The organism is uncultured Virgibacillus sp. (assembly GCF_947495635.1).
GTDB classification, from domain to species: Bacteria; Bacillota; Bacilli; order Bacillales; family Amphibacillaceae; genus Virgibacillus; species Virgibacillus salarius.
The window spans coordinates 1-18558 of sequence record NZ_CANMAB010000087.1 but is presented as its reverse complement, the minus strand read 5'-3'; the positions used below and the strand labels follow the sequence as shown (position 1 = coordinate 18558).

Here is an 18558-nt window from a genome sequence, read left to right as displayed (position 1 = left end):
GGCTATATTTACCGTAAATCTAAAACGGATATTGAAGCTAATGGGTTAAAAATAAGCAAAATATAATAGATAAATTAATAAAAAGACGACTCTAAATTTTAAAAAAAGAATTTGAGTCGTCTTTTTTATAACAAACTTCAAGTTTCACTGAAAAATCATAAGATTTTCAGTGGCCTCGGTGAGTTCCAGAGGTTTTTTTGTGGTTTAGGAATATAAAATTTTCCCATGTGGACAAACTTGGGCGTGTTGAGCTGCGTCCAGCTTCAGCTCCCAGAAGCTAGGTGACTTCACGAATTATCCTAATCTAAGTCATCATCGATTCGTAAGCACACCGTGATTGCTTTATCTGCGTTGACTTGCTCCAGTGATTACGTTTCTATTCGTGCGCTTCCGCTTTTGTTCTAAGAAAAATCAAATTGAATATGAGCAGAAAGTCATAGGTAAAAATTGATTAAAGACAATGTGAACAAAATGTTACATAATAGAGATAGGCTAGTAATTTTATTTTAAACAAAATGTAACGGTTTTGTCCTAGCCACTTGTAAAACCTTACGTTAAGATATAATAACTCGTGCTATGAGAATCATACACGTATATTTAATACATAACTGATGGTTTTGGGACTCGCCCCGCTTTTGTAAATATAAACAATAGCGTAACGTATGGAAAAAGCAGTCAACTACTGCTATGAAACAATCTGAAAAATAGTGAAAGACTTTTTTGATACTCTGAATAAAGATGGTGAATACATCGTGAATAATATATATATAAATGATGAATATGGAATGAAACGTAAATATAAAAGGCCTACGCCCAAAAACGATTTGAAAAGAACGAAAACTATAATGGCTGGGGGGGCTTCAGTTTGATGATGAGCAAGTCATTAAAGGATACTCCCCTAGAAGAAATGATTATATGTGCCCAGCAAGGAGATCAAAACGTACAAAATTATCTTTTAAAAACATATCAACCCTTCATTGCGAAGTGTGTGTCTGAGGTATGTAAACGGTATATTGATCCAAAAAAAGATGATGAATTTAGTATTGGTCTTTCCGCTTTCAATGAAGCGATACAATCGTATGTTCCGGAAAGGGGGAGCTCGTTTTTATCTTTTGCAAAATTAGTTATCAAGCGAAAGGTAATAGACTATATTCGTTATACACAAAAACGTCCAGTTGCAGTATCTTTAGATGAAACCTATGATGCTGAACAAATGGAGAATCCAACAGAAATATTGGCTGTTAAAGAAATGTATCAATTAGAACAGGATGCGTGGTATCGGAAACAAGAAATAATGGATTTTAAAGAAAAATTAAAACTGTACAAGATGAGCTTAGCTGAATTAACAGAAGTATCTCCTAAGCATAGAGATGCGCGTGAGTCAGCGATTCGTACCGCAAGAATCTTGTATGAGGATCAACAAATGAAGGAGTATGTATTAGCCAAACGGAAGCTGCCAATTAAGGATTTAGTTAAAAAAGTAGATGTCAGTAAAAAGACGTTAGAACGTAATAGAAAATACATTCTAGCTATATTTATTGTACTTACGGAGGACTATCTATACCTTAAAGATTATTTGAAGGGGGTGGGTCAGTGAAAAAAGGGATCATCATGGAACAGCATCGCAAGTATATGATTGTATTAACAGAAGAAGGGGCTTTCTATAAAGCAGTACCGGTAAAAAATGCTGAATTAGGTACCGAAGTGTCATTTAAACCAATGAAGGCGAAAAAGGGATTACTGTTCTCTTTTGGTGGGAATAAAATGAATGCTTCGCTTCGTTTGCTTGCTCTAGTAAGTGTCATGCTTTTATTTGTGCTACCTTTTTATTTTGTTATGGAGAAGAGTAAAACATATGCTTATGTAAGTATTGATATTAACCCTAGTATAGAGCTAGAGGTAACTGAAAATATGCTGGTTCAATCAATAAGACCAGTTAATGATGATGCTGAACTAATATTAGATAAATTAACTAATTATGAAAATAAAAACCTCGATGAAGTTATACATATGATTATGGATAAAAGTGAGGAAACAGGTTTAATAAATAATCAAAAGAATATGTTGGTAGGTGTAAGCCTAAAGGATCCAGATACATCTATTTTGGACAGTTTAGACGGCTATTTCCCTGAAGGTGATTCCGATTGGAAAATTGCAACCTTTTTCGTACCAGAAAAAATTAGAGAAGAAGCGGAGAAAACCAATAAATCCATGAATGAAATAATGGCTCAAGCTATCCAAGATAAAGATGAAGTGGTCGATACGTCTAATTCAGAAAAAATGATGAATGATCAAGATAAAGCTATAATTAATTCATTTTATAATTCAAAGGAAAACGATCATTCAGAGTCCACTACTGAAGATTCAGGGGAAACGAATTCATCTAAAAGTAACAACACTTCTAAGGAACAGGCACCAATAACACCTGATATTAGTAAACAGAGAGCTGTCCCTGAACAACACGAAAAAAAGAAAACATCTGTTGAGAAAAATAATGCTAATCATAACAAAGACAAAAAAAGAATGAAGTACGAAAAAAAAGATAAGAAGGATCCAAAAAAACATAACCAGAATAAACAAAAAAACAAGTCCAAACAACGAAAAAATAACAATGATCCTAGGGATAAGCATCAGAATAATCACCGTAATTGGGATGATGATGAATGGCATCATCACCGGGATAAGGATGAAGATGAAAACGACTACAAAGAAGAGGATTATGAAGAAAGGGGTAGAAGCGGTCAGCATTATCATAAAAATGAAAAACATCAAGATAGAGAAGAGCGTTATGGTGACGATTAAATAGGAGCATTTGGTTCGAAAAATAAAAAAAGAGAGCTGTCACATATCATGCACGTATGAGATACATGAAATATTTGACAGCTCTTTTTATGCGCGCTTAATATAGTAATCACTTTGAAACAAAATTATAGTTCCATGGCAATGGATGGCTCATGCTTCATGGCATGGTCTAAATAATAAAGCAGGTTATCATGGGAATTCATAATTTTACGTTCGTCTATTGAATAATGGTAAGCATGTAGAAATCGCTGAATTTTTTTTGAAAGTAAATCATCCTTTGTACGTACCATGAGTACGAGTAAATCATCCCATTGTCCCCAAAGTGTGTAGTACAACGCTTTATCGTAATCAGGAATGTCCATTTTACCCCTCCTTAAATTGTAAGGGTTAGTCATAGTGTCCCCGCATAATATATATATTGTCTGAAACAAAAATGGTGTGTCTGCCAGATAAAGGTAGTAAAAAAAAGTATAATAAATCTTCGTCGATTCATACTAAGAACAAAACAAAGGAGGGTATTTAAATGAAATCAAAGTTTTTCACTCTTTTTGCAGTACTTAGTATTGTGTTGATGGGTTGTGCAAATACGGATGATAATAATAATCAAGATGCAGCTGAGGATAATGTAGAGCAGACTAGATATAATAATGCTGGTGATGGCATGGCTGGTGAACGTGATTATGAGATGAGAAGAACCTCAGAACGTGATCAAGAAACGAATAACAATGACCGTTATGATATCTCAAAAGAGGCTGCTGATAAAATAACAGATGAAATTGCCGAAATTGATCGCGCATATGTCGTAACGACGGATAATAATGCTTATGTAGCTGCAGGACTAGATGCTAATGATAACCCAAATATGGAAAATACCAACACAAATAATAATGAAGATAATGGCAATGAAGTTACGGATGAAGTAAAGTCCAAAATCAAGAAAATTGTACAATCGGTTGACGGAGATATTGACAATGTATATGTCTCTACGAATCCTGATTTTCTTAACCTAACACAAAATTATGCAGATGATGTTGATAATGGTGAACCAATAGAAGGGTTCTTTGACCAATTTGGAAACATGATTGAAAGGTTATTTCCAGAAAATCAATAATTCATTAAACGAGTGATTCTTTAAGGAGTCACTCGTTTTTCTTTTAAAAATATGTCACATCATGTATACTATTACATATATTCATACTATACATAGTGTTTTACTATGAATTATTCCTCGGTTGGAGTTGAATATAAATGGGAAGAGAGTTCTTATCGATATTTGATGATTGGGCAAACACCTATGATTTAAGCGTAGCTGGTGTAGATCAGCAATATGCTGCAGTTTTTTCCAATTACGATAAAATTTTAGATGAAGTTGTTGAACATTCAGAAGGGAATGTTCTTGAATTTGGAGTTGGAACTGGTAATTTATCCAAAAAGCTAATAGAGGCAGGACATTCATTTATTGGGGTGGAACCATCCTTGGCAATGCGAGAAATTGCAAAAGAAAAACTTGGAGATGTAGAAATTCTTGATGGGGATTTTCTAAGTTTTCCAGTTATTTCTGAAAGTATAAATACGATTGTCAGTACTTACGCCTTTCATCATCTAACAGACAAGGAAAAGGAAGTAGCAATTTCTAACTTTTCACAAATGCTACCGAAGGATGGGAGGATTGTATTTGGGGACACGATATTTCAATCTGATCAAGCGAAGGAACAGATGATTGAGCAAGCAAAACGACAAGGGTATCTGGACTTAGCAGATGACTTACAACGTGAGTATTACCCGACGATAACAGTTTTAAAAAATATATTCACCCTGTATAATTTTAATATAGCCTTTCATCAAATGAATGATTTCGTTTGGTTACTCTTAGCAAAAAAGAATTAAAGGAGCGGGTATCATGACTAAAAAAATGAATGTAGAAAGCTTTAATTTAGATCATACAAAAGTAAAAGCACCCTATGTGCGATTAGTAGGAGTGACAGAAGGCGCAAATGGGGATAAAGTGTATAAATACGATATTCGATTTAAACAACCTAACAAAGCACATATGGAAATGGATGGTTTACACTCCATTGAACACTTAATGGCAGAAAATATACGAAACCATATGGATAATGTTCTTGATATCGGTCCGATGGGCTGTCAAACTGGATTTTATTTAGCAATTATGAACCACGATAATTACGATGAGGTGTTAGACACCATTGAGAAAACATTGCAAGATGTCTTAAAAGCTGATGAAGTACCGGCATGTAATGAAGTACAATGTGGGTGGGCGGCGAATCACAGCTTAGAGGGCGCAAAAGAAATTGCTAAGGAGATGTTAGAACATCGAGATGAGTGGCATCAAGTTTTTTAAAGGCAGGAGAGATGATGGCAGTTTATCGTTCAATTCAAGGCTTAATTGGCAATACGCCGTTACTTGAAATTACGCAGTTCTCACTACCAAGTGGGGTCCGTTTATTTGCAAAGTTAGAATTTTTTAATCCAGGTGGAAGTGTAAAGGATCGATTAGGACAGATATTAATTAAAGAGGCCATGAACAAAAGGCTTCTGAATCCAGGTGATACCATTATTGAACCTACTGCGGGTAATACAGGAATTGGATTAGCGATTGCTGCTATATCACATGGTTTTTCAGTAATATTATGTGTTCCAGAACACTTTAGCCAAGAAAAGCAGACGATTATGCAAGCCCTCGGTGCAACAGTTATTACTACTCCTAGGGAGCTAGGCATGAAAGGTGCTATTGCTAAATCACGAGCGTTGTTGAAGGAAATACCGAATAGTTTTTCACCACAGCAATTTTCTAATCCTGCTAACCCGATCACTTATTATCAAACTTTAGCACCGGAAATCTGGAATGATTTAGATGGTAATATGGATACATTTATCGCTGGAGCAGGTTCAGCGGGAACGTTTATTGGCTCTTCAAAATATTTTAAAGAGAAGAATCCAAATGTAAGAGCAGTAATTGTTGAACCAGAAGGATCGATAATTGCTGGGGGGAAGCCTGGATCTCATCGAACGGAGGGAATTGGTATGGAATTCTTTCCAAATTATATGGATAAAACGTTAATTGACGAAATATATACCATATCAGATGATCATGCCTTTGAATATGTAGCAAAATTAGCTAAAAAGGAGGGATTACTCGTGGGGAGTTCATCTGGATCTGTAATGTTTGCAGCAATTCAGGAGGCACAACGGGCGACACCAGGTTCTACCATCGTAACCGTATTTCCAGATGGAAGTGACCGTTATTTAAGTAAAGGAATTTATACTTCATCATAATGATGTATTTACCTCATACAGAAGCTTGGGGAATGATTGAATAGAGTAAAGGAGAATAGCGATGCGAAAAAAGACAAAAATGATTCATGGGGGGATCACTGGTGATGAACGAACTGGAGCGGTGTCCGTTCCAATTTATCAGGTGAGTACCTATCAGCAGGATGAGATTGGGAAGCATCGAGGTTACGAATATTCTCGCACAGGAAATCCCACTAGACATGCGTTAGAGACCGTAATTGCTGACTTAGAGAATGGTGTGTCTGGATTTGCTTTTGGCTCAGGAATGGCTGCAATAACCTCAGTAATGATGCTGTTTCAAGCGGAAGACCACATATTAATGACGGATGATGTGTATGGTGGTTCATATCGAGTGATGACAAATGTGTTGAATCGATTCCATTTAGAGCATACATTTATTGATACGAGCGATCCAGAGCTAGTAGAGGCTGCTATTCAGGATAATACAAAGGCATTGTATATTGAAACACCGACGAATCCATTATTAAAAGTGTCCGACCTTAAGAAAATGGCTGAAATAGCTTCTAAATACAATCTTTTATTAATTGTTGATAATACCTTTGCTACACCTTATTGGCAATTACCTTTAGATCTTGGTGCAGATATTGTAATTCATAGTGCTACGAAATATATAGGGGGACATAGTGATGTTGTCGCAGGATTGGTCGTTGTAAATTCCGATGAATTAGCAAAGCGAACGCATTACATCCAAAATTCAGTTGGTGCTGTTTTAGGACCTCAGGATTCCTGGTTACTGTTACGAGGTATCAAAACAATGGCGCTACGTATGGAAGCGATTGAAGCAAATACAAATAAACTTGCTGCTTATTTGCAAGGCCACTCTCAAGTAGTAGCTATCTACTATCCGGGTTTGCCGAATCACCCAGGTCATGCAATTGCTAAAAAACAAGCGAGTGGTTTTGGTGGTATGATATCCTTTGATGTAGGAAGTAGGGAAAAGGCTGAGCAAGTGATTGAACGAATTAAGTTCTTTACATTAGCTGAAAGCCTTGGTGCGGTGGAAAGCTTAGTTTCTGTTCCAGCCCAAATGACACATGCCTCGATTCCTAGAGAGCGAAGACTTGAGTTGGGAATATCAGATGGTTTAATTCGTCTTTCTGTAGGAATTGAAGACGCTAATGACTTATTGGAAGATATAGAGGAAGCATTACAATAGAACATAGGGATGCCGTTCATTCTTGGACAGCGTCCTTTTTTGTAGTCTAGTAAATTATAAAATTAGCCGATGTGGATAAATATGGACGTGTTGAGCTTTTTATTCTTCTCGTTATTGAAAAACTTTCGCGTTTCATGGATGTTGCTTCTCTCCATGTGCTAAAATAAATATAAAGAAAATTACCAAATGGAGGAACAAATATGAGTGAACAGGCTTTGAATTATTTAAAAGATAACCGTGAAAGGCTACTTGCTAAACTAACCGATTTTCTTGCTATTCCAAGTGTGAGTACAGATAGTGCGCATAAAGATGACATCGAAAAAGCAGCGGACTTTATTGTTACATATCTAAAAGATATTGGTTTTGAAAATGCTGAGAAACAAGCAACGGCTGGACATCCACTTGTTTACGCTGAATATAATGGAGCTGGTCCAAATGCCCCAACTGTTCTTTTTTATGGTCACTATGATGTACAGCCTGCAGATCCCCTTGAATTGTGGGATAGTGATCCTTTTAAACCTGAAGTACGGAATGAAAGATTATATGCACGTGGTTCAAGCGACGATAAAGGACAAGTGTTTATGCATTTAGCAGTATTTGAAGCATATATGAAAACAGAAGGTAAACTACCTTTAAATGTAAAGGTTTGTATTGAAGGAGAAGAGGAAATTGGAAGTGAGAGTTTGTATGAAGTTCTTCATAAGAAGAAGGAACAGTTTAATGCAGATTTTGCCGTAATATCTGATTCAGGTATGGTAGCTAAAAACCAACCAACTATTCTATATGGATTAAAAGGGTTTACTGGGATTGAAATAACAGTTACCGGTCCTGATCATGATTTACACTCGGGAATGTATGGCGGAGCCATACGTAACCCAATTATGGCTTTGAGTCATATCCTCTCTTCTATGAAGGATAAAGAAGAAGTCGTTACCGTGAAAGGTTTTTATGATGATGTGGAGCCATTAACGTCAGAAGAGAGAGAGCTTATTGAGAAGGTTCCTGGTGAAGATTATACGAATGCAACAGGTGTTGATCAGACTATTTCTGAAAAAGGTTATACAGCAAAAGAACATACAATGGGAAGACCAACATTAGAAATAAATGGAATTTATGGTGGATATCAAGGAGAGGGTACGAAAACGATTATTCCTTCTACAGCGGTTGCGAAAATAACCTGCCGTTTAGTACCTGGACAAGATCCTGTTAGAATACAGAATCTACTTGAAGATCATATCAATAAAGTGGCCCCAACAGGAGTGACGGTAGAAGTAACAAAAGAAAAGCTCTCTGCAAAGGCGTACAAAGTTGAACCGAACCATCCGCTAATTAAAAAAGCAGCAACTGCCTATACAAAAGCATTCGGTAAGGAGACTATATATGTAAGAATGGGAGGCTCAATTCCAGTTGTAGAATGGCTGGAGGATATCTATAATTTTCCAATTGTATTGTTAGGATTTGGAACTCCAGATGATCGACTTCATTCACCGAATGAAAGTTTTCCAATAGATAGCTTCGATAAAGGAATGGAAACCCTTATGTATTACTGGAATGAAGTGGGATATTAAAAATAGTATAAGCGGAGTTTCGTATGAATTACTTACACTTCATGTGCTAGAAATGGTGGAAGGGAGGAGTATTCATGAAATATGCTATTGTGACGGGAACATCACGGGGATTAGGTGAGGATATTGCAAGACTACTTTTAGAGCATGGGGTTCATGTTATTGGTATTTCTCGTAGTCCATCTCAAGCTCTAGTAAACGTAGCACAAAAAAATCATAGCACTTATACGCAACTACACGGTGATCTTGGAAACATAAATGAACTGGAGCAGATGAATACGCAGCTAAAGGAGTATTTACTTCATCGGAGTATTACGGAGCTTTATTTGGTAAATAATGCAGCAGTTGTTCAGCCTGTTAATCAAGCGAACCAGATAGCTGCGAATAACTTATCCTACCACTTCCATGTAAATGCGATTGCACCAATGGCTTTAACCAATTCTCTTATAGATTATGCAAACAATAATGGAATTCCCATGATTGGGCTGACAGTGACATCAGGAGCTGCAGAAAGGCCAACATATGGATGGAGTGCTTATTGTAGTTCCAAGGCAAGCATAAACATGTATACACGAACTGTTGCTCTAGAGCAAGAACAACTAGGTAGTAAAAATAAAATAGTTGCTTTTAGTCCAGGTATAATGGATACAGAAATGCAAGAATCGATACGTTCGAGCTCGAAGGATGAATTTGCAGATATTGAAAGATTTGTAGCCTTCAAACAAAATAACCAGTTAAGAAGTACCAAGAACGTAGCAGCGATTCTGGTGGAATTAATCTTGGAAAAAAATCAGATAGAAAATGGAAAGATTTATAACATCGGTGATTTTCTTTAAAGTTAGACGCCCATATCGCCTAAATCCCCTTCCATATTTCACTTTTTCGCATAAAATGGATTATCTTGTGAAAGAGGAGGCGAATGAAATGAGTGAAGGCGGATCTGCATATGGCGGAGGATTTGCGCTATTAGTCGTATTGTTCATATTATTGATTATAATTGGAACTGCTTATACAGATGGTGGTGGCTATGGCGGCTACGGTGGTTACGGCTGCTGCTAAACATAAGTATCCGCCCGTTTAACGGGCGGATACTTATGTTATCCCGCATATAACTGGCAGTAAATGTCCAATTGGCTCCAGGGCCTTTTAGGTCATACCCTTGTGGTACTAACCATCAGTGGGGGATAAACAAAATCCACTTTGTAGATTGTTTACTTTACTACAATGAATTGGTTTGACGTAACTTTAAACGGAAAAGTATTCCAATTGTAATTATTGCAATGATTAGCCCTAATAATAAGCTAAACACTGTAAGAATGAAGCTTAGAATTGATGTGTTCCATAAAATTAACACAAGTGCGCCAAAAATACCAAATGTAATACATATAGCTGTTAAACCGATTAACCGAGATTTGAAAACCTCTTGTTCATCTGTCCAATTTAATTTTGGTTGTATAAAATCCAAATAAGTTCCTAACATGCTTGTAAACCAGTTAGCGACCAGCATTAATAATAACCAGATGAGACTGTAAGTTAAGGGTAACTGTAATAATCCTATACCTACAATTAAAAGTAGTGTAATGGTAATTAAGTTGATGATCCAAGCAGTTGAAATTTTATAAAGTAATATCTGTTTCATAGAAAGGGGAAAGTAAAATTGAACAAACCAATTTTTTCCATCCCTTGATACTGATGAGATCGCAGTCGCATTAGAACCAATTAGAACAACAGATGCCAGAAATAATACTAGAATGGACTGTTTTTCTGAAAAATTGTTCATGAGACTAGCAAGACCTTGTGTTCCTGAGTCCATAATAAATATAATGAGAAGAAAGACTGGACCAAATAAGCTCTGAATAACGCATTGCATTAAAAAGGTAGGTGTACGAAATATGATTCGTAATTCTGTTTTAATATAGGATAGCCATACAGCTTGCTTCTTTCCATTTTTTGCTGATTTTTTCTTGGGAAGTGTTAGCTTTCTTCCTACTCCACCAGATCCTAGCATCCCTTTTATATAAAAACGTTGACCGATCCATAAAAAGAGCATAAAGCAACCAACTGCAAGAACAACTGTCATGAGAAAGTAGATAAATCCCTCCCATGTACTAGCATCTGTTAAAGCTTTTGTTTGTAAAAAAGCAGGTGGACAGTAATTCGTTATCTTAATAAGTAGCCCGTCTTTTTCCTTTAACAAATAAGTTAAACGTTGAAGCATTGCCTGAGAATCTGTATTTAAACGGACAATCACATTGATAAAGATTATAAACGCCAATGTAAGTATCCCTGTAATAACTTTAGAGCGATCCTTGTTTTTAGAAATGTTTATAAATCGCATTGCTACCATTAAGATGATGGCTGCAAGCGTAAATGGAACCATTGGCACGAGTAAGAAAATAGGTACCCCTTGAAGGTAGTAATGTATAGGTGCTTCACTAACATTTCCATACGCATAAAACCAAGGAATGAACAGAAAGCCAGAAGTAATGTATAAATATATAAACGGATTAGCAGACTTTCCTAATATCAATTGGTATGGCTGAAATGGAAAAGGAATAAAGGACTTAATGTCTTCTGCAAAGAAAAATGCATTTAGAATAGTTACTAAGCTCATGATAAATAGGATCGTATGAAGACCTATGAATAAGAGACCTAAAATGACCGATTCCTGACCTACTGATTGTAGTGTCTGATATAATGCTGATACGGTAGCATTCGTAATGGTAATATATAAATATAAGAATGGGATAGAAAAAAGAATGATTGGAACCAACAGCCATATTTGTGAATGGTTTGCTCCTGCTTTTGAATATTGCATTTTTAAGATTATCTTTACTAGAAGCCATGTCTTATTCATCATTCGTTAACTCCAAGAACACAGCTTCTAACGACTGATCTGTTTGGTATTCTTCATGGAGTTGCTTCATGTCACCGTAGAAAAGGAGTTTTCCTTTATTAATAATAGCAACCATATCACATAATTGTTCCACTACTTCCAGACCATGACTTGAAAAAAACACAGTGTTACCTTTATCCGCATGCTGACGCATCATATCTTTTAATGTATATGCCGATTTTGGGTCGAGTCCTGTCAGTGGTTCATCCAATATCCAAATAGATGGATCATGCAGTAAGACACCTGTTACGATTATTTTTTGTCTCATTCCATGTGAATATGTTTGGATATAATCTTGAAGTGACGTATGAATTTGAAATTGTTTTGTCAATGTATCAATTCTCTCTTGACGAATAGTTTGTGGGACATTATAAATATCACCGATAAAATTCAAATATTCAATTCCTTTTAAGCGTAAAAACATATCTGGCTGATCTGGTACATAGCCAAAAGTTTTCTTCGCTTCGATGGAATTTTTATCAATTGGTATCCCGTTTAAAGTGATACTTCCTTTGTCAATAGGTAAAATTCCAGTCATCATTTTAATTGTAGTTGACTTTCCAGCACCATTAGGTCCAAGGAAACCAACAATTTTTCCATCTGGAATAGTCAAACTTAAATCCTCAATTGCTCGACTATTTCCTGGAAAACCTTTTTGAACATTTGTTATTTCTATCATTGTTACCCTCATTTCTAATTGCTTTTATGAATAGAATAAACTATGGTACACTTTATGTTGGATATGTTCATTCATGAACGATAGGGTTATTTTAACATATAATTTATGGAGATTTTGTAAGAAGAGAGGAAGTATTTCATGATAACAAGAAAAAGTAAACGTGAAATTGAAAAAATGCAAGCAGCTGGAGACATTCTTGTTAAGTGTCATAAGGAAATTGCTAAATTAATCAAACCCGGAATTACAACAATGGAAATTAATAACTTCACGGAGTCATTTTTAAAAAAACATGGTGCGACTCCTGAACAAAAAGGGTTTAATGGTTATCCTTACGCGATATGTGCATCGATAAACGATGAAATTTGCCACGGATTCCCACGTGAAGAGAAATTAAAAGATGGTGACATAGTAACAATTGATATGGTAGTAAATTTAAATGGTGGTCTTGCTGATTCAGCGTGGACATATGCAGTTGGAAATGTCGACGAAAAAGGGCTTCGATTGATGGATGTTACAAAAAAATCCATGGATAAAGGTATTGAACAAGCACAAGCAGGTAACAGAATAGGTGATATCGGCCACGCTATTCAGCAATATGCAGAAGGCGAAGGTTTCTCCGTTGTTCGCGACTTTACTGGTCATGGTATTGGTCCAACCCTTCATGAAGACCCACATATTCCCCACTTTGGCTTACCAAATAAAGGATTAAGATTAAAAGAGGGTATGGTAATTACGATTGAACCAATGATTAATGAAGGTAGCTGGCATAGTCAAATGGACAGTAATAATTGGACAGCAAGAACGATTGATGAAGGTCGATCAGCACAATACGAACATACGATTGTTATTACGAAGGATGGTCCATTAGTGCTTACAGATCAAGACAAATAAGGTGCTATATTTTTATCCCGCAGTAAGACCCTCATTTCAAGCAATAAAGTGAAATCAATATGGATAAATGGGGATCAACTGCCAGTAAATGCCCGATTGAATTCAAGGCCTTTAAGGCACATCCTAGTTACCAACAATCAGTGGAGGATAAACAAAACACTCCTCGGATTGAAGTTTTATTTTATAGGATAGATACACCAATAATGTATGCGAAGATACTGTACCTATAGATAAATGAAGTGGTTAGTGATTTTCTATGGTGACCATATGAAAATCAGATCCATAGATGGACACGTTTGAAGTTCCTGACATATAAGAGTGAGCAGCAAACGCAAGTAGTAAAACAAATAAATTAGAAGGCTGTACTTAGGGTTCTAAGTACAGCCTTTCGTATAGATATGAAATTATTAACCTAAGGAATAGTTATGGTATTTACAAGTAACTGTTATGAAACCCTCTTTTTTTCGAATGATTTACCACTGAAAATCATCGTTATAATTGGACTTAATAAACAGAAGAAAGCAAATGGTAAATACATTAATACAGGAACTCCTAGAACGTCAGCGATAAATACGCCACAAACACTCCATGGAACTAGTGGGTTAATCACAGTTCCAGCATCTTCTAATGTTCGTGATAAAACCTTATTAGGCAAGTTAGCTTTATGATATATTCCTTTAAATGTCTCACCAGTTAGCATGATCGATAGATACTGCTCGCCAATTAGTACATTAACACCAATTGCAGTAGCAGCGGTTGAAATGATAATGGAACGAATTTTTATTAGCTTTTGTTGCAAGGCAGTAAGTAATGTCGGAATAATACCTGTAACAAATAGTAGACCGCCAAATCCAAGAGCTAGAATAACAAGGGATATCGTAAAAAGCATACTATTGACACCGCCTTTTGTAAGCAGGTCATTTACTGGTTGAAAGTTAGTAGATGCTGTATATCCATTAAACCAGATAGACCATATGTCATTCCATGATAAGCCGTTCATAAAACGAGCGAATACCGTTGCTACTAAACTGCTTATTGCAATCGAAATAAAGGCAGGTACTTTTAATAAGGTACAAATGATGAGAGCAATTAATGGTAACCAAGATGTCCATGCCATTAATCCAGTTGATTGTAATGCTTGTTGATATGCAGCACCATTTTGAAACGACACCGTCTCTTCAGGTGACAAAATAGCAAAAATAATAAAGGAAATAACAAAAGCAGGTATCGTTGTAAGGCTTATATGCTTAATATGATCAAACAGATCAACCCCTACTACTGTGGAAGCTAAATTGGTTGTATCGGAAAGTGGAGACATTTTATCTCCAAAAAACGCTCCTGAAACGATGGCTCCAGCAGTGATAGCCATCGATGCATCTAAAGCACTTCCCATCCCGATAAATGCAACACCTATCGTAGCTGTAGTTGTTAATGAACTTCCCATTGATACACCGATAATTGCTGTAATTGCAAAGACAATGGCGTAAAACCACGTACCTCCAATAAAAGAAAATCCAGTATTAATAAGTACAGGTATTGTACCACTAATCATCCAACTGCTAATTAAGATACCAATTAGGAAGAATAGAAAAACGGCACCCATTCCTGTTCTTGCTCCCTCTATAAGCCCATTTTGTAGTTCTAGAAAGGGTATCTTTTTTACTATTCCATATGCGACTAATAGGAAGATACCAAGTAATATAGGAATATGTGGTACTGTTCCCAATCGAATAATGAAATAACTGATATTACCTATAATGACAATGAAAAATATAATAGCCTCTGATAATAATGGATGATGCTTTGGTTGTATTGGAAACATCAACTATTCCTCCTTCTTGTTTGAAATAAAATAAAAGCGCAAGCGCCCCAATAGAAATATAGCGACTGAAGCACTCAACGGAGTTAAAGGAATCACATGTGCTTGCGAGTCGATGATGACTTAGATTAGGGAGATTCGTGAAGTTGCCTCGTTTCTGGGCGCTGGAGCCGGACGTGGCTCAACACGCCCAAATCTATCTACAGGCTCAAATTTTATAGTTTCCTAGACAATAAAAAAAGCTCCGTCCCCTGTACTAGGGACGAAGCTTGACTCCGCGTTACCACCCTGATTGCTGAAATAACAAGTTTCAGCCTCTCATTGTTATGGACTCTATTTCATGAATGTGTAATTCAATGCTTTTCCTGCCAGAGTTTTCACCAACCACTCTGTCTCTTTCTTCTGCTTAGAAGGCATTTACTGCGCATTCTGAGTCACCTATGAATTTTTAAAAAGATTAATATTGAATATAAAGGGGAAAGTTCGATTTGTCAATATAAAAAAACAACGATCTAATCTTTTTAATTTTAAAAATATAAGATATAATAACAGGAATTGTACTAGGGGGTAGAAAAATTGATGGCAAAAGCAGCAAGTAGAAATAATACATCATCTATACAAATGATACAAAAAGGATTAGCATGTGGCTTCCCTATTATGGTTGGTTACTTACCTATTGCGATTACTTATGGTGTGTTAGCTAAGCAATCGGGTATGTCGGTATCTGAGTTAACATTGATGAGTGTGATGGTATTTGCAGGTGCAAGTCAATTTATGGGAGCAAATATGATTGCAGTTGGGGCAGGAACTATTGAAATCATTATAGCTACATTTGTTTTGAATTTTCGTCATTTTGTAATGAGTCTATCTTTTATGAACCGGTTAAGAGGCATTGACTTAAAATGGAAACTTCCTTTATCTATGGGATTAACGGATGAAACGTTTGCTGTCGCCTCATTACATACGAAGGAAGCAAAGATGGAAAAAGGAGCTTGGTTTTATACGGTTATCATATTGGCCGCCTATTTATCATGGGTTATTGGATCTTTCATAGGAGGTATGCTTGGAGAAATCATTCCTGATAAATTAAGTCAAAGTATGGGAATCGCTCTATACGCAATGTTTATCGGTTTACTTATTCCATCGGTTAAAAAGGAGCTAAAAGTTGGAGGTATTGCAATTATAGCTATGCTTATTCATGCATTATGTGTCCAAGTAGGTATGAGCACAGGCTGGGCAATTGTATTAGGAACGATCTTAGGAGGTATGAGTGGAATAGTACTGCTGAGGGGGGAAGAGACATGATTTTACTTATCATTATCGGTATGTCACTAGTGACGATGCTACCAAGAATGATTCCAGCATTTATTGTAGACAAATTACAATTTCGAGATTGGGTGAACAGGTGGTTAAATGCAATCCCTTATGCTGCATTAGGTGCACTCATTTTCCCCGGGATTATGACCGTTCGGCCAGACCAGCCTCATATTGGATTACTGGGAGGTCTAGTTGCTATAGTATTGGCTTTTTTAGGTGTCAACATCATTCTTGTAGTTATGGCAGCAATAGCTACAGTCTATGTCTTAACCTAACCTATGGTTGATTTGGTATAACTTGCAGAGAGTTTTGGTTTGTTAAGCTAATTTGAATGTAGGTACACAAAGGCTTAACCTTTGTTATAATGGTTTTTAGCCTTTGTTCCTATTCCTTAGTAAGGGGTAGAAATTTCTCTTTATTTCATAGATAACTTATTCGAAATGTATGTCTATTTATTTCTTATAAGGCTCTATATGAATATGAGCATGGGTAATATTGTGTTTTTTATAAAGATGGTTTTCCAATCGCTCTGTGATAGCGTGACTTTCTTCTACGTTCAATGTTGGATCTACAAGAATGGTAATATCGATGAAAGCTTGATTTCCATGGATACGTCCCTTTACCTCAATAAGCTCCTTGACCTCAGAGTCTTTCTCGATGCTTGTTCGAATCTTCTTAATCTGCTTCTCATCAAATCCATCTGTTAATGTATGGGTGGAATCCTTAAAAATATCCCATGCTGTTTTACAAATGATTAATCCAACAATTAATCCGGCTAATGGATCTAACCAAAATAACCCAAACTGTGCACCAATGATACCAATAAACGCTCCAATACTTACAAGTGCATCAGAACGGTTATCCTGTGCGGCAGCATAGAGGGAGCTACTTTCAATTTTTCTTGAGAGCCGTACATTATACAGATAGACAAGCAACATAATGCAAGCAGCGCCTAATGCTGTCCATGCAGTAATCATATCTGGTTGGGAGTAATTGCCCATCCATACTTTTTTACACGTATCAAAAATGACTTGCAAACCTACAAACATCATAATGAAGGCAGCAAATAAAGAAGCAACCGTCTCTGCACGAAAGTGACCGTAGTGATGATCCTCATCAGGTGGCTTACGAGAGATTTTTAAACCAACTAGCACTGCAATAGAGGCTATCACATCTGTAGAATTATTTAACCCATCTGCACGTAATGCATCTGAATTACCCTTATAAGCAATAATTAATTTAGCGATTGCTAAAATAATATAGGCAAAGATGCTAATCCAGGCACCTTTCTCCGCTTTTTTTAAATTATCCGAATGACTCATGCTTATAGCCTCCGATACATCTATTTAAAGACCGCTGTTTTTACTTTAAATAGTCTATCAAAGTTGTATGTGGTGAGTCTAGAGAAACATTGAAGCGTCTATCAATAGTTATTGAATGGAGTTAAGTAAGTTTCATGAGGTAAAAATAGGAAATAAATATTTTAATTTTTCTTTACATTACCTATTGCAATTATTCAAAAAATTTAGGATAATAGTAAAAAGGAACAAGGGGGAAGTGTTCCATGAAAAAGCAGAAAACAGTTTATCAGTTTTACCGTTATAGTGGGGAAAAGATTCAAGCTAAGCGGGAAATACCATTTGAGCTTCGTTTTTCATCCCGTCTGCTTTTAGATGAGTTATGCTTTAATTATAATAAAGCATTGTTGGAAGACAATATTAATAATTCGATTGATGAGGGAAACAGAGATCAATTTTTGAAGCTAAGTGAAGATTATAGACACTTTATTTGGGAATAACCATCTCACAAAATATACGTTGCCTTGCCGTATGGTAAGGCATTTTTTTGTAGTCAAGGAAATTAAAAATTAACCCATGTGGATAAATATGGGCGTGTTGAGCTACGTCCAGCTCCAGCCCCAAAACGAGGCGACTTCACGAATCGCCCTAATCTAAATCATCATCGGATCACAAGCTCACCGTGATTCCTTTATCCACCAGTCGCTACGTTTCTAATCGGGCGCTTGCGCTTTTGTTCTAAGTTAAGAAAGTATAAAATCAGTGCAATGACTGCGTTAAGTCAAGTAGTTATTTTGAA

19 protein-coding genes are annotated in these 18558 nt (G+C 36.3%); 14 read left to right on the top strand and 5 right to left on the bottom strand.

All coding sequences use genetic code 11. The annotated features are described in order from the left end of the window. Positions 1 to 868 precede the first annotated feature (868 nt). Positions 869 to 1597 (top strand): RNA polymerase sigma factor SigI, encoded by a 729-nt coding sequence (gene sigI, locus Q1A47_RS16020; protein WP_034678168.1) that lies wholly within the window; start codon positions 869 to 871, stop codon positions 1595 to 1597. Next, entirely contained in the window at positions 1594 to 2802 is a 1209-nt protein-coding gene (locus Q1A47_RS16015) for an anti-sigma factor domain-containing protein (RefSeq protein ID WP_026679648.1), read from the top strand. Before sigI ends, Q1A47_RS16015 begins: the two co-directional genes overlap by 4 nt. Positions 2803 to 2927: 125 nt before the next feature. On the opposite strand, the gene Q1A47_RS16010 is transcribed toward Q1A47_RS16015, so the two are convergent. Beyond that, the gene (locus Q1A47_RS16010) at positions 2928 to 3164 is read right to left on the bottom strand and encodes a YhdB family protein (protein WP_026679649.1); all 237 of its coding nucleotides are present in this window, start codon (positions 3162 to 3164) and stop codon (positions 2928 to 2930) included. A 161-nt stretch (positions 3165 to 3325) separates the two neighbouring features. On the opposite strand from Q1A47_RS16010, the gene Q1A47_RS16005 reads away from it, so the two are divergent. From Q1A47_RS16005 to Q1A47_RS15970, 8 genes are all read left to right on the top strand, one after another. Further along, entirely contained in the window at positions 3326 to 3913 is a 588-nt protein-coding gene (locus Q1A47_RS16005; protein WP_026679650.1) for a YhcN/YlaJ family sporulation lipoprotein, read from the top strand. Positions 3914 to 4050: 137 nt separating this feature from the next. Next, positions 4051 to 4689 (top strand): class I SAM-dependent methyltransferase, encoded by a 639-nt coding sequence (locus Q1A47_RS16000; RefSeq protein WP_026679651.1) that lies wholly within the window; start codon positions 4051 to 4053, stop codon positions 4687 to 4689. A gap of 13 nt (positions 4690 to 4702) precedes the next feature. Continuing rightward, positions 4703 to 5164 (top strand): S-ribosylhomocysteine lyase, encoded by a 462-nt coding sequence (locus Q1A47_RS15995; RefSeq protein ID WP_026679652.1) that lies wholly within the window; start codon positions 4703 to 4705, stop codon positions 5162 to 5164. 14 nt (positions 5165 to 5178) lie between these two features. Beyond that, positions 5179 to 6099, top strand: coding sequence for a PLP-dependent cysteine synthase family protein (locus tag Q1A47_RS15990; RefSeq protein ID WP_026679653.1), 921 nt, complete (start codon positions 5179 to 5181; stop codon positions 6097 to 6099). Positions 6100 to 6160: 61 nt separating this feature from the next. Next, on the top strand, positions 6161 to 7294 hold the full coding sequence (locus tag Q1A47_RS15985) for a bifunctional cystathionine gamma-lyase/homocysteine desulfhydrase (RefSeq protein ID WP_166530913.1): 1134 nt from the start codon (positions 6161 to 6163) through the stop codon (positions 7292 to 7294). 200 nt (positions 7295 to 7494) lie between these two features. After that, positions 7495 to 8862, top strand: coding sequence for a dipeptidase (locus Q1A47_RS15980; RefSeq protein ID WP_166530912.1), 1368 nt, complete (start codon positions 7495 to 7497; stop codon positions 8860 to 8862). A 74-nt stretch (positions 8863 to 8936) separates the two neighbouring features. Further along, positions 8937 to 9695, top strand: a complete 759-nt coding sequence (locus Q1A47_RS15975) for a (S)-benzoin forming benzil reductase (protein ID WP_121604842.1) — start codon at positions 8937 to 8939, stop codon at positions 9693 to 9695. Between the two features lie 88 nt (positions 9696 to 9783). Further along, entirely contained in the window at positions 9784 to 9918 is a 135-nt protein-coding gene (locus Q1A47_RS15970) for a YjcZ family sporulation protein (protein ID WP_080668644.1), read from the top strand. Between the two features lie 160 nt (positions 9919 to 10078). Here Q1A47_RS15970 and Q1A47_RS15965 read toward each other — a convergent pair whose 3' ends face one another. Then, the gene (locus Q1A47_RS15965) at positions 10079 to 11716 is read right to left on the bottom strand and encodes a putative ABC transporter permease subunit (protein WP_166530911.1); all 1638 of its coding nucleotides are present in this window, start codon (positions 11714 to 11716) and stop codon (positions 10079 to 10081) included. Then, the gene (locus Q1A47_RS15960) at positions 11709 to 12434 is read right to left on the bottom strand and encodes an ABC transporter ATP-binding protein (RefSeq protein ID WP_026680554.1); all 726 of its coding nucleotides are present in this window, start codon (positions 12432 to 12434) and stop codon (positions 11709 to 11711) included. The genes Q1A47_RS15965 and Q1A47_RS15960 overlap by 8 nt, the downstream gene beginning before the upstream one ends. A gap of 138 nt (positions 12435 to 12572) precedes the next feature. On the opposite strand from Q1A47_RS15960, the gene map reads away from it, so the two are divergent. Next, on the top strand, positions 12573 to 13325 hold the full coding sequence (gene map, locus Q1A47_RS15955) for a type I methionyl aminopeptidase (RefSeq protein ID WP_121604844.1): 753 nt from the start codon (positions 12573 to 12575) through the stop codon (positions 13323 to 13325). Positions 13326 to 13770: 445 nt separating this feature from the next. Here the strand turns inward: map and nhaC are convergent, their stop codons facing one another. Continuing rightward, positions 13771 to 15147: a Na+/H+ antiporter NhaC gene (nhaC, locus tag Q1A47_RS15950; protein WP_166530910.1), complete on the bottom strand. Its 1377-nt coding sequence runs from the start codon at positions 15145 to 15147 to the stop codon at positions 13771 to 13773. Positions 15148 to 15723: 576 nt separating this feature from the next. Here nhaC and Q1A47_RS15945 point away from each other — a divergent pair. Both Q1A47_RS15945 and Q1A47_RS15940 read left to right on the top strand, forming a co-directional pair. Beyond that, positions 15724 to 16449: an AzlC family ABC transporter permease gene (locus tag Q1A47_RS15945; protein ID WP_026680558.1), complete on the top strand. Its 726-nt coding sequence runs from the start codon at positions 15724 to 15726 to the stop codon at positions 16447 to 16449. Beyond that, on the top strand, positions 16446 to 16736 hold the full coding sequence (locus Q1A47_RS15940) for an AzlD domain-containing protein (RefSeq protein WP_026680559.1): 291 nt from the start codon (positions 16446 to 16448) through the stop codon (positions 16734 to 16736). Before Q1A47_RS15945 ends, Q1A47_RS15940 begins: the two co-directional genes overlap by 4 nt. Positions 16737 to 16913: 177 nt before the next feature. Here the strand turns inward: Q1A47_RS15940 and Q1A47_RS15935 are convergent, their stop codons facing one another. Then, positions 16914 to 17783 carry a cation diffusion facilitator family transporter gene (locus Q1A47_RS15935; RefSeq protein ID WP_026680560.1) on the bottom strand — a complete coding sequence of 290 codons (870 nt, stop codon included), beginning with the start codon at positions 17781 to 17783 and terminating at the stop codon, positions 16914 to 16916. 242 nt (positions 17784 to 18025) lie between these two features. On the opposite strand from Q1A47_RS15935, the gene Q1A47_RS15930 reads away from it, so the two are divergent. Next, positions 18026 to 18259, top strand: coding sequence for an IDEAL domain-containing protein (locus tag Q1A47_RS15930; protein WP_026680561.1), 234 nt, complete (start codon positions 18026 to 18028; stop codon positions 18257 to 18259). The last annotated feature ends 299 nt before the right edge of the window (positions 18260 to 18558 follow it).

Coding starts and splice junctions, on each gene's coding strand:
- sigI (WP_034678168.1), top strand. CDS start 869: ATGATGAGCAAGTCATTAAAGGATACTCCCCTAGAAGAAATGATTATA.
- Q1A47_RS16010 (WP_026679649.1), bottom strand. CDS start 3,164: ATGGACATTCCTGATTACGATAAAGCGTTGTACTACACACTTTGGGGA.
- Q1A47_RS16005 (WP_026679650.1), top strand. CDS start 3,326: ATGAAATCAAAGTTTTTCACTCTTTTTGCAGTACTTAGTATTGTGTTG.
- Q1A47_RS16000 (WP_026679651.1), top strand. CDS start 4,051: ATGGGAAGAGAGTTCTTATCGATATTTGATGATTGGGCAAACACCTAT.
- Q1A47_RS15995 (WP_026679652.1), top strand. CDS start 4,703: ATGACTAAAAAAATGAATGTAGAAAGCTTTAATTTAGATCATACAAAA.
- Q1A47_RS15990 (WP_026679653.1), top strand. CDS start 5,179: ATGGCAGTTTATCGTTCAATTCAAGGCTTAATTGGCAATACGCCGTTA.
- Q1A47_RS15985 (WP_166530913.1), top strand. CDS start 6,161: ATGCGAAAAAAGACAAAAATGATTCATGGGGGGATCACTGGTGATGAA.
- Q1A47_RS15980 (WP_166530912.1), top strand. CDS start 7,495: ATGAGTGAACAGGCTTTGAATTATTTAAAAGATAACCGTGAAAGGCTA.
- Q1A47_RS15975 (WP_121604842.1), top strand. CDS start 8,937: ATGAAATATGCTATTGTGACGGGAACATCACGGGGATTAGGTGAGGAT.
- Q1A47_RS15970 (WP_080668644.1), top strand. CDS start 9,784: ATGAGTGAAGGCGGATCTGCATATGGCGGAGGATTTGCGCTATTAGTC.
- Q1A47_RS15965 (WP_166530911.1), bottom strand. CDS start 11,716: ATGAATAAGACATGGCTTCTAGTAAAGATAATCTTAAAAATGCAATAT.
- Q1A47_RS15960 (WP_026680554.1), bottom strand. CDS start 12,434: ATGATAGAAATAACAAATGTTCAAAAAGGTTTTCCAGGAAATAGTCGA.
- map (WP_121604844.1), top strand. CDS start 12,573: ATGATAACAAGAAAAAGTAAACGTGAAATTGAAAAAATGCAAGCAGCT.
- nhaC (WP_166530910.1), bottom strand. CDS start 15,147: ATGTTTCCAATACAACCAAAGCATCATCCATTATTATCAGAGGCTATT.
- Q1A47_RS15945 (WP_026680558.1), top strand. CDS start 15,724: ATGGCAAAAGCAGCAAGTAGAAATAATACATCATCTATACAAATGATA.
- Q1A47_RS15940 (WP_026680559.1), top strand. CDS start 16,446: ATGATTTTACTTATCATTATCGGTATGTCACTAGTGACGATGCTACCA.
- Q1A47_RS15935 (WP_026680560.1), bottom strand. CDS start 17,783: ATGAGTCATTCGGATAATTTAAAAAAAGCGGAGAAAGGTGCCTGGATT.
- Q1A47_RS15930 (WP_026680561.1), top strand. CDS start 18,026: ATGAAAAAGCAGAAAACAGTTTATCAGTTTTACCGTTATAGTGGGGAA.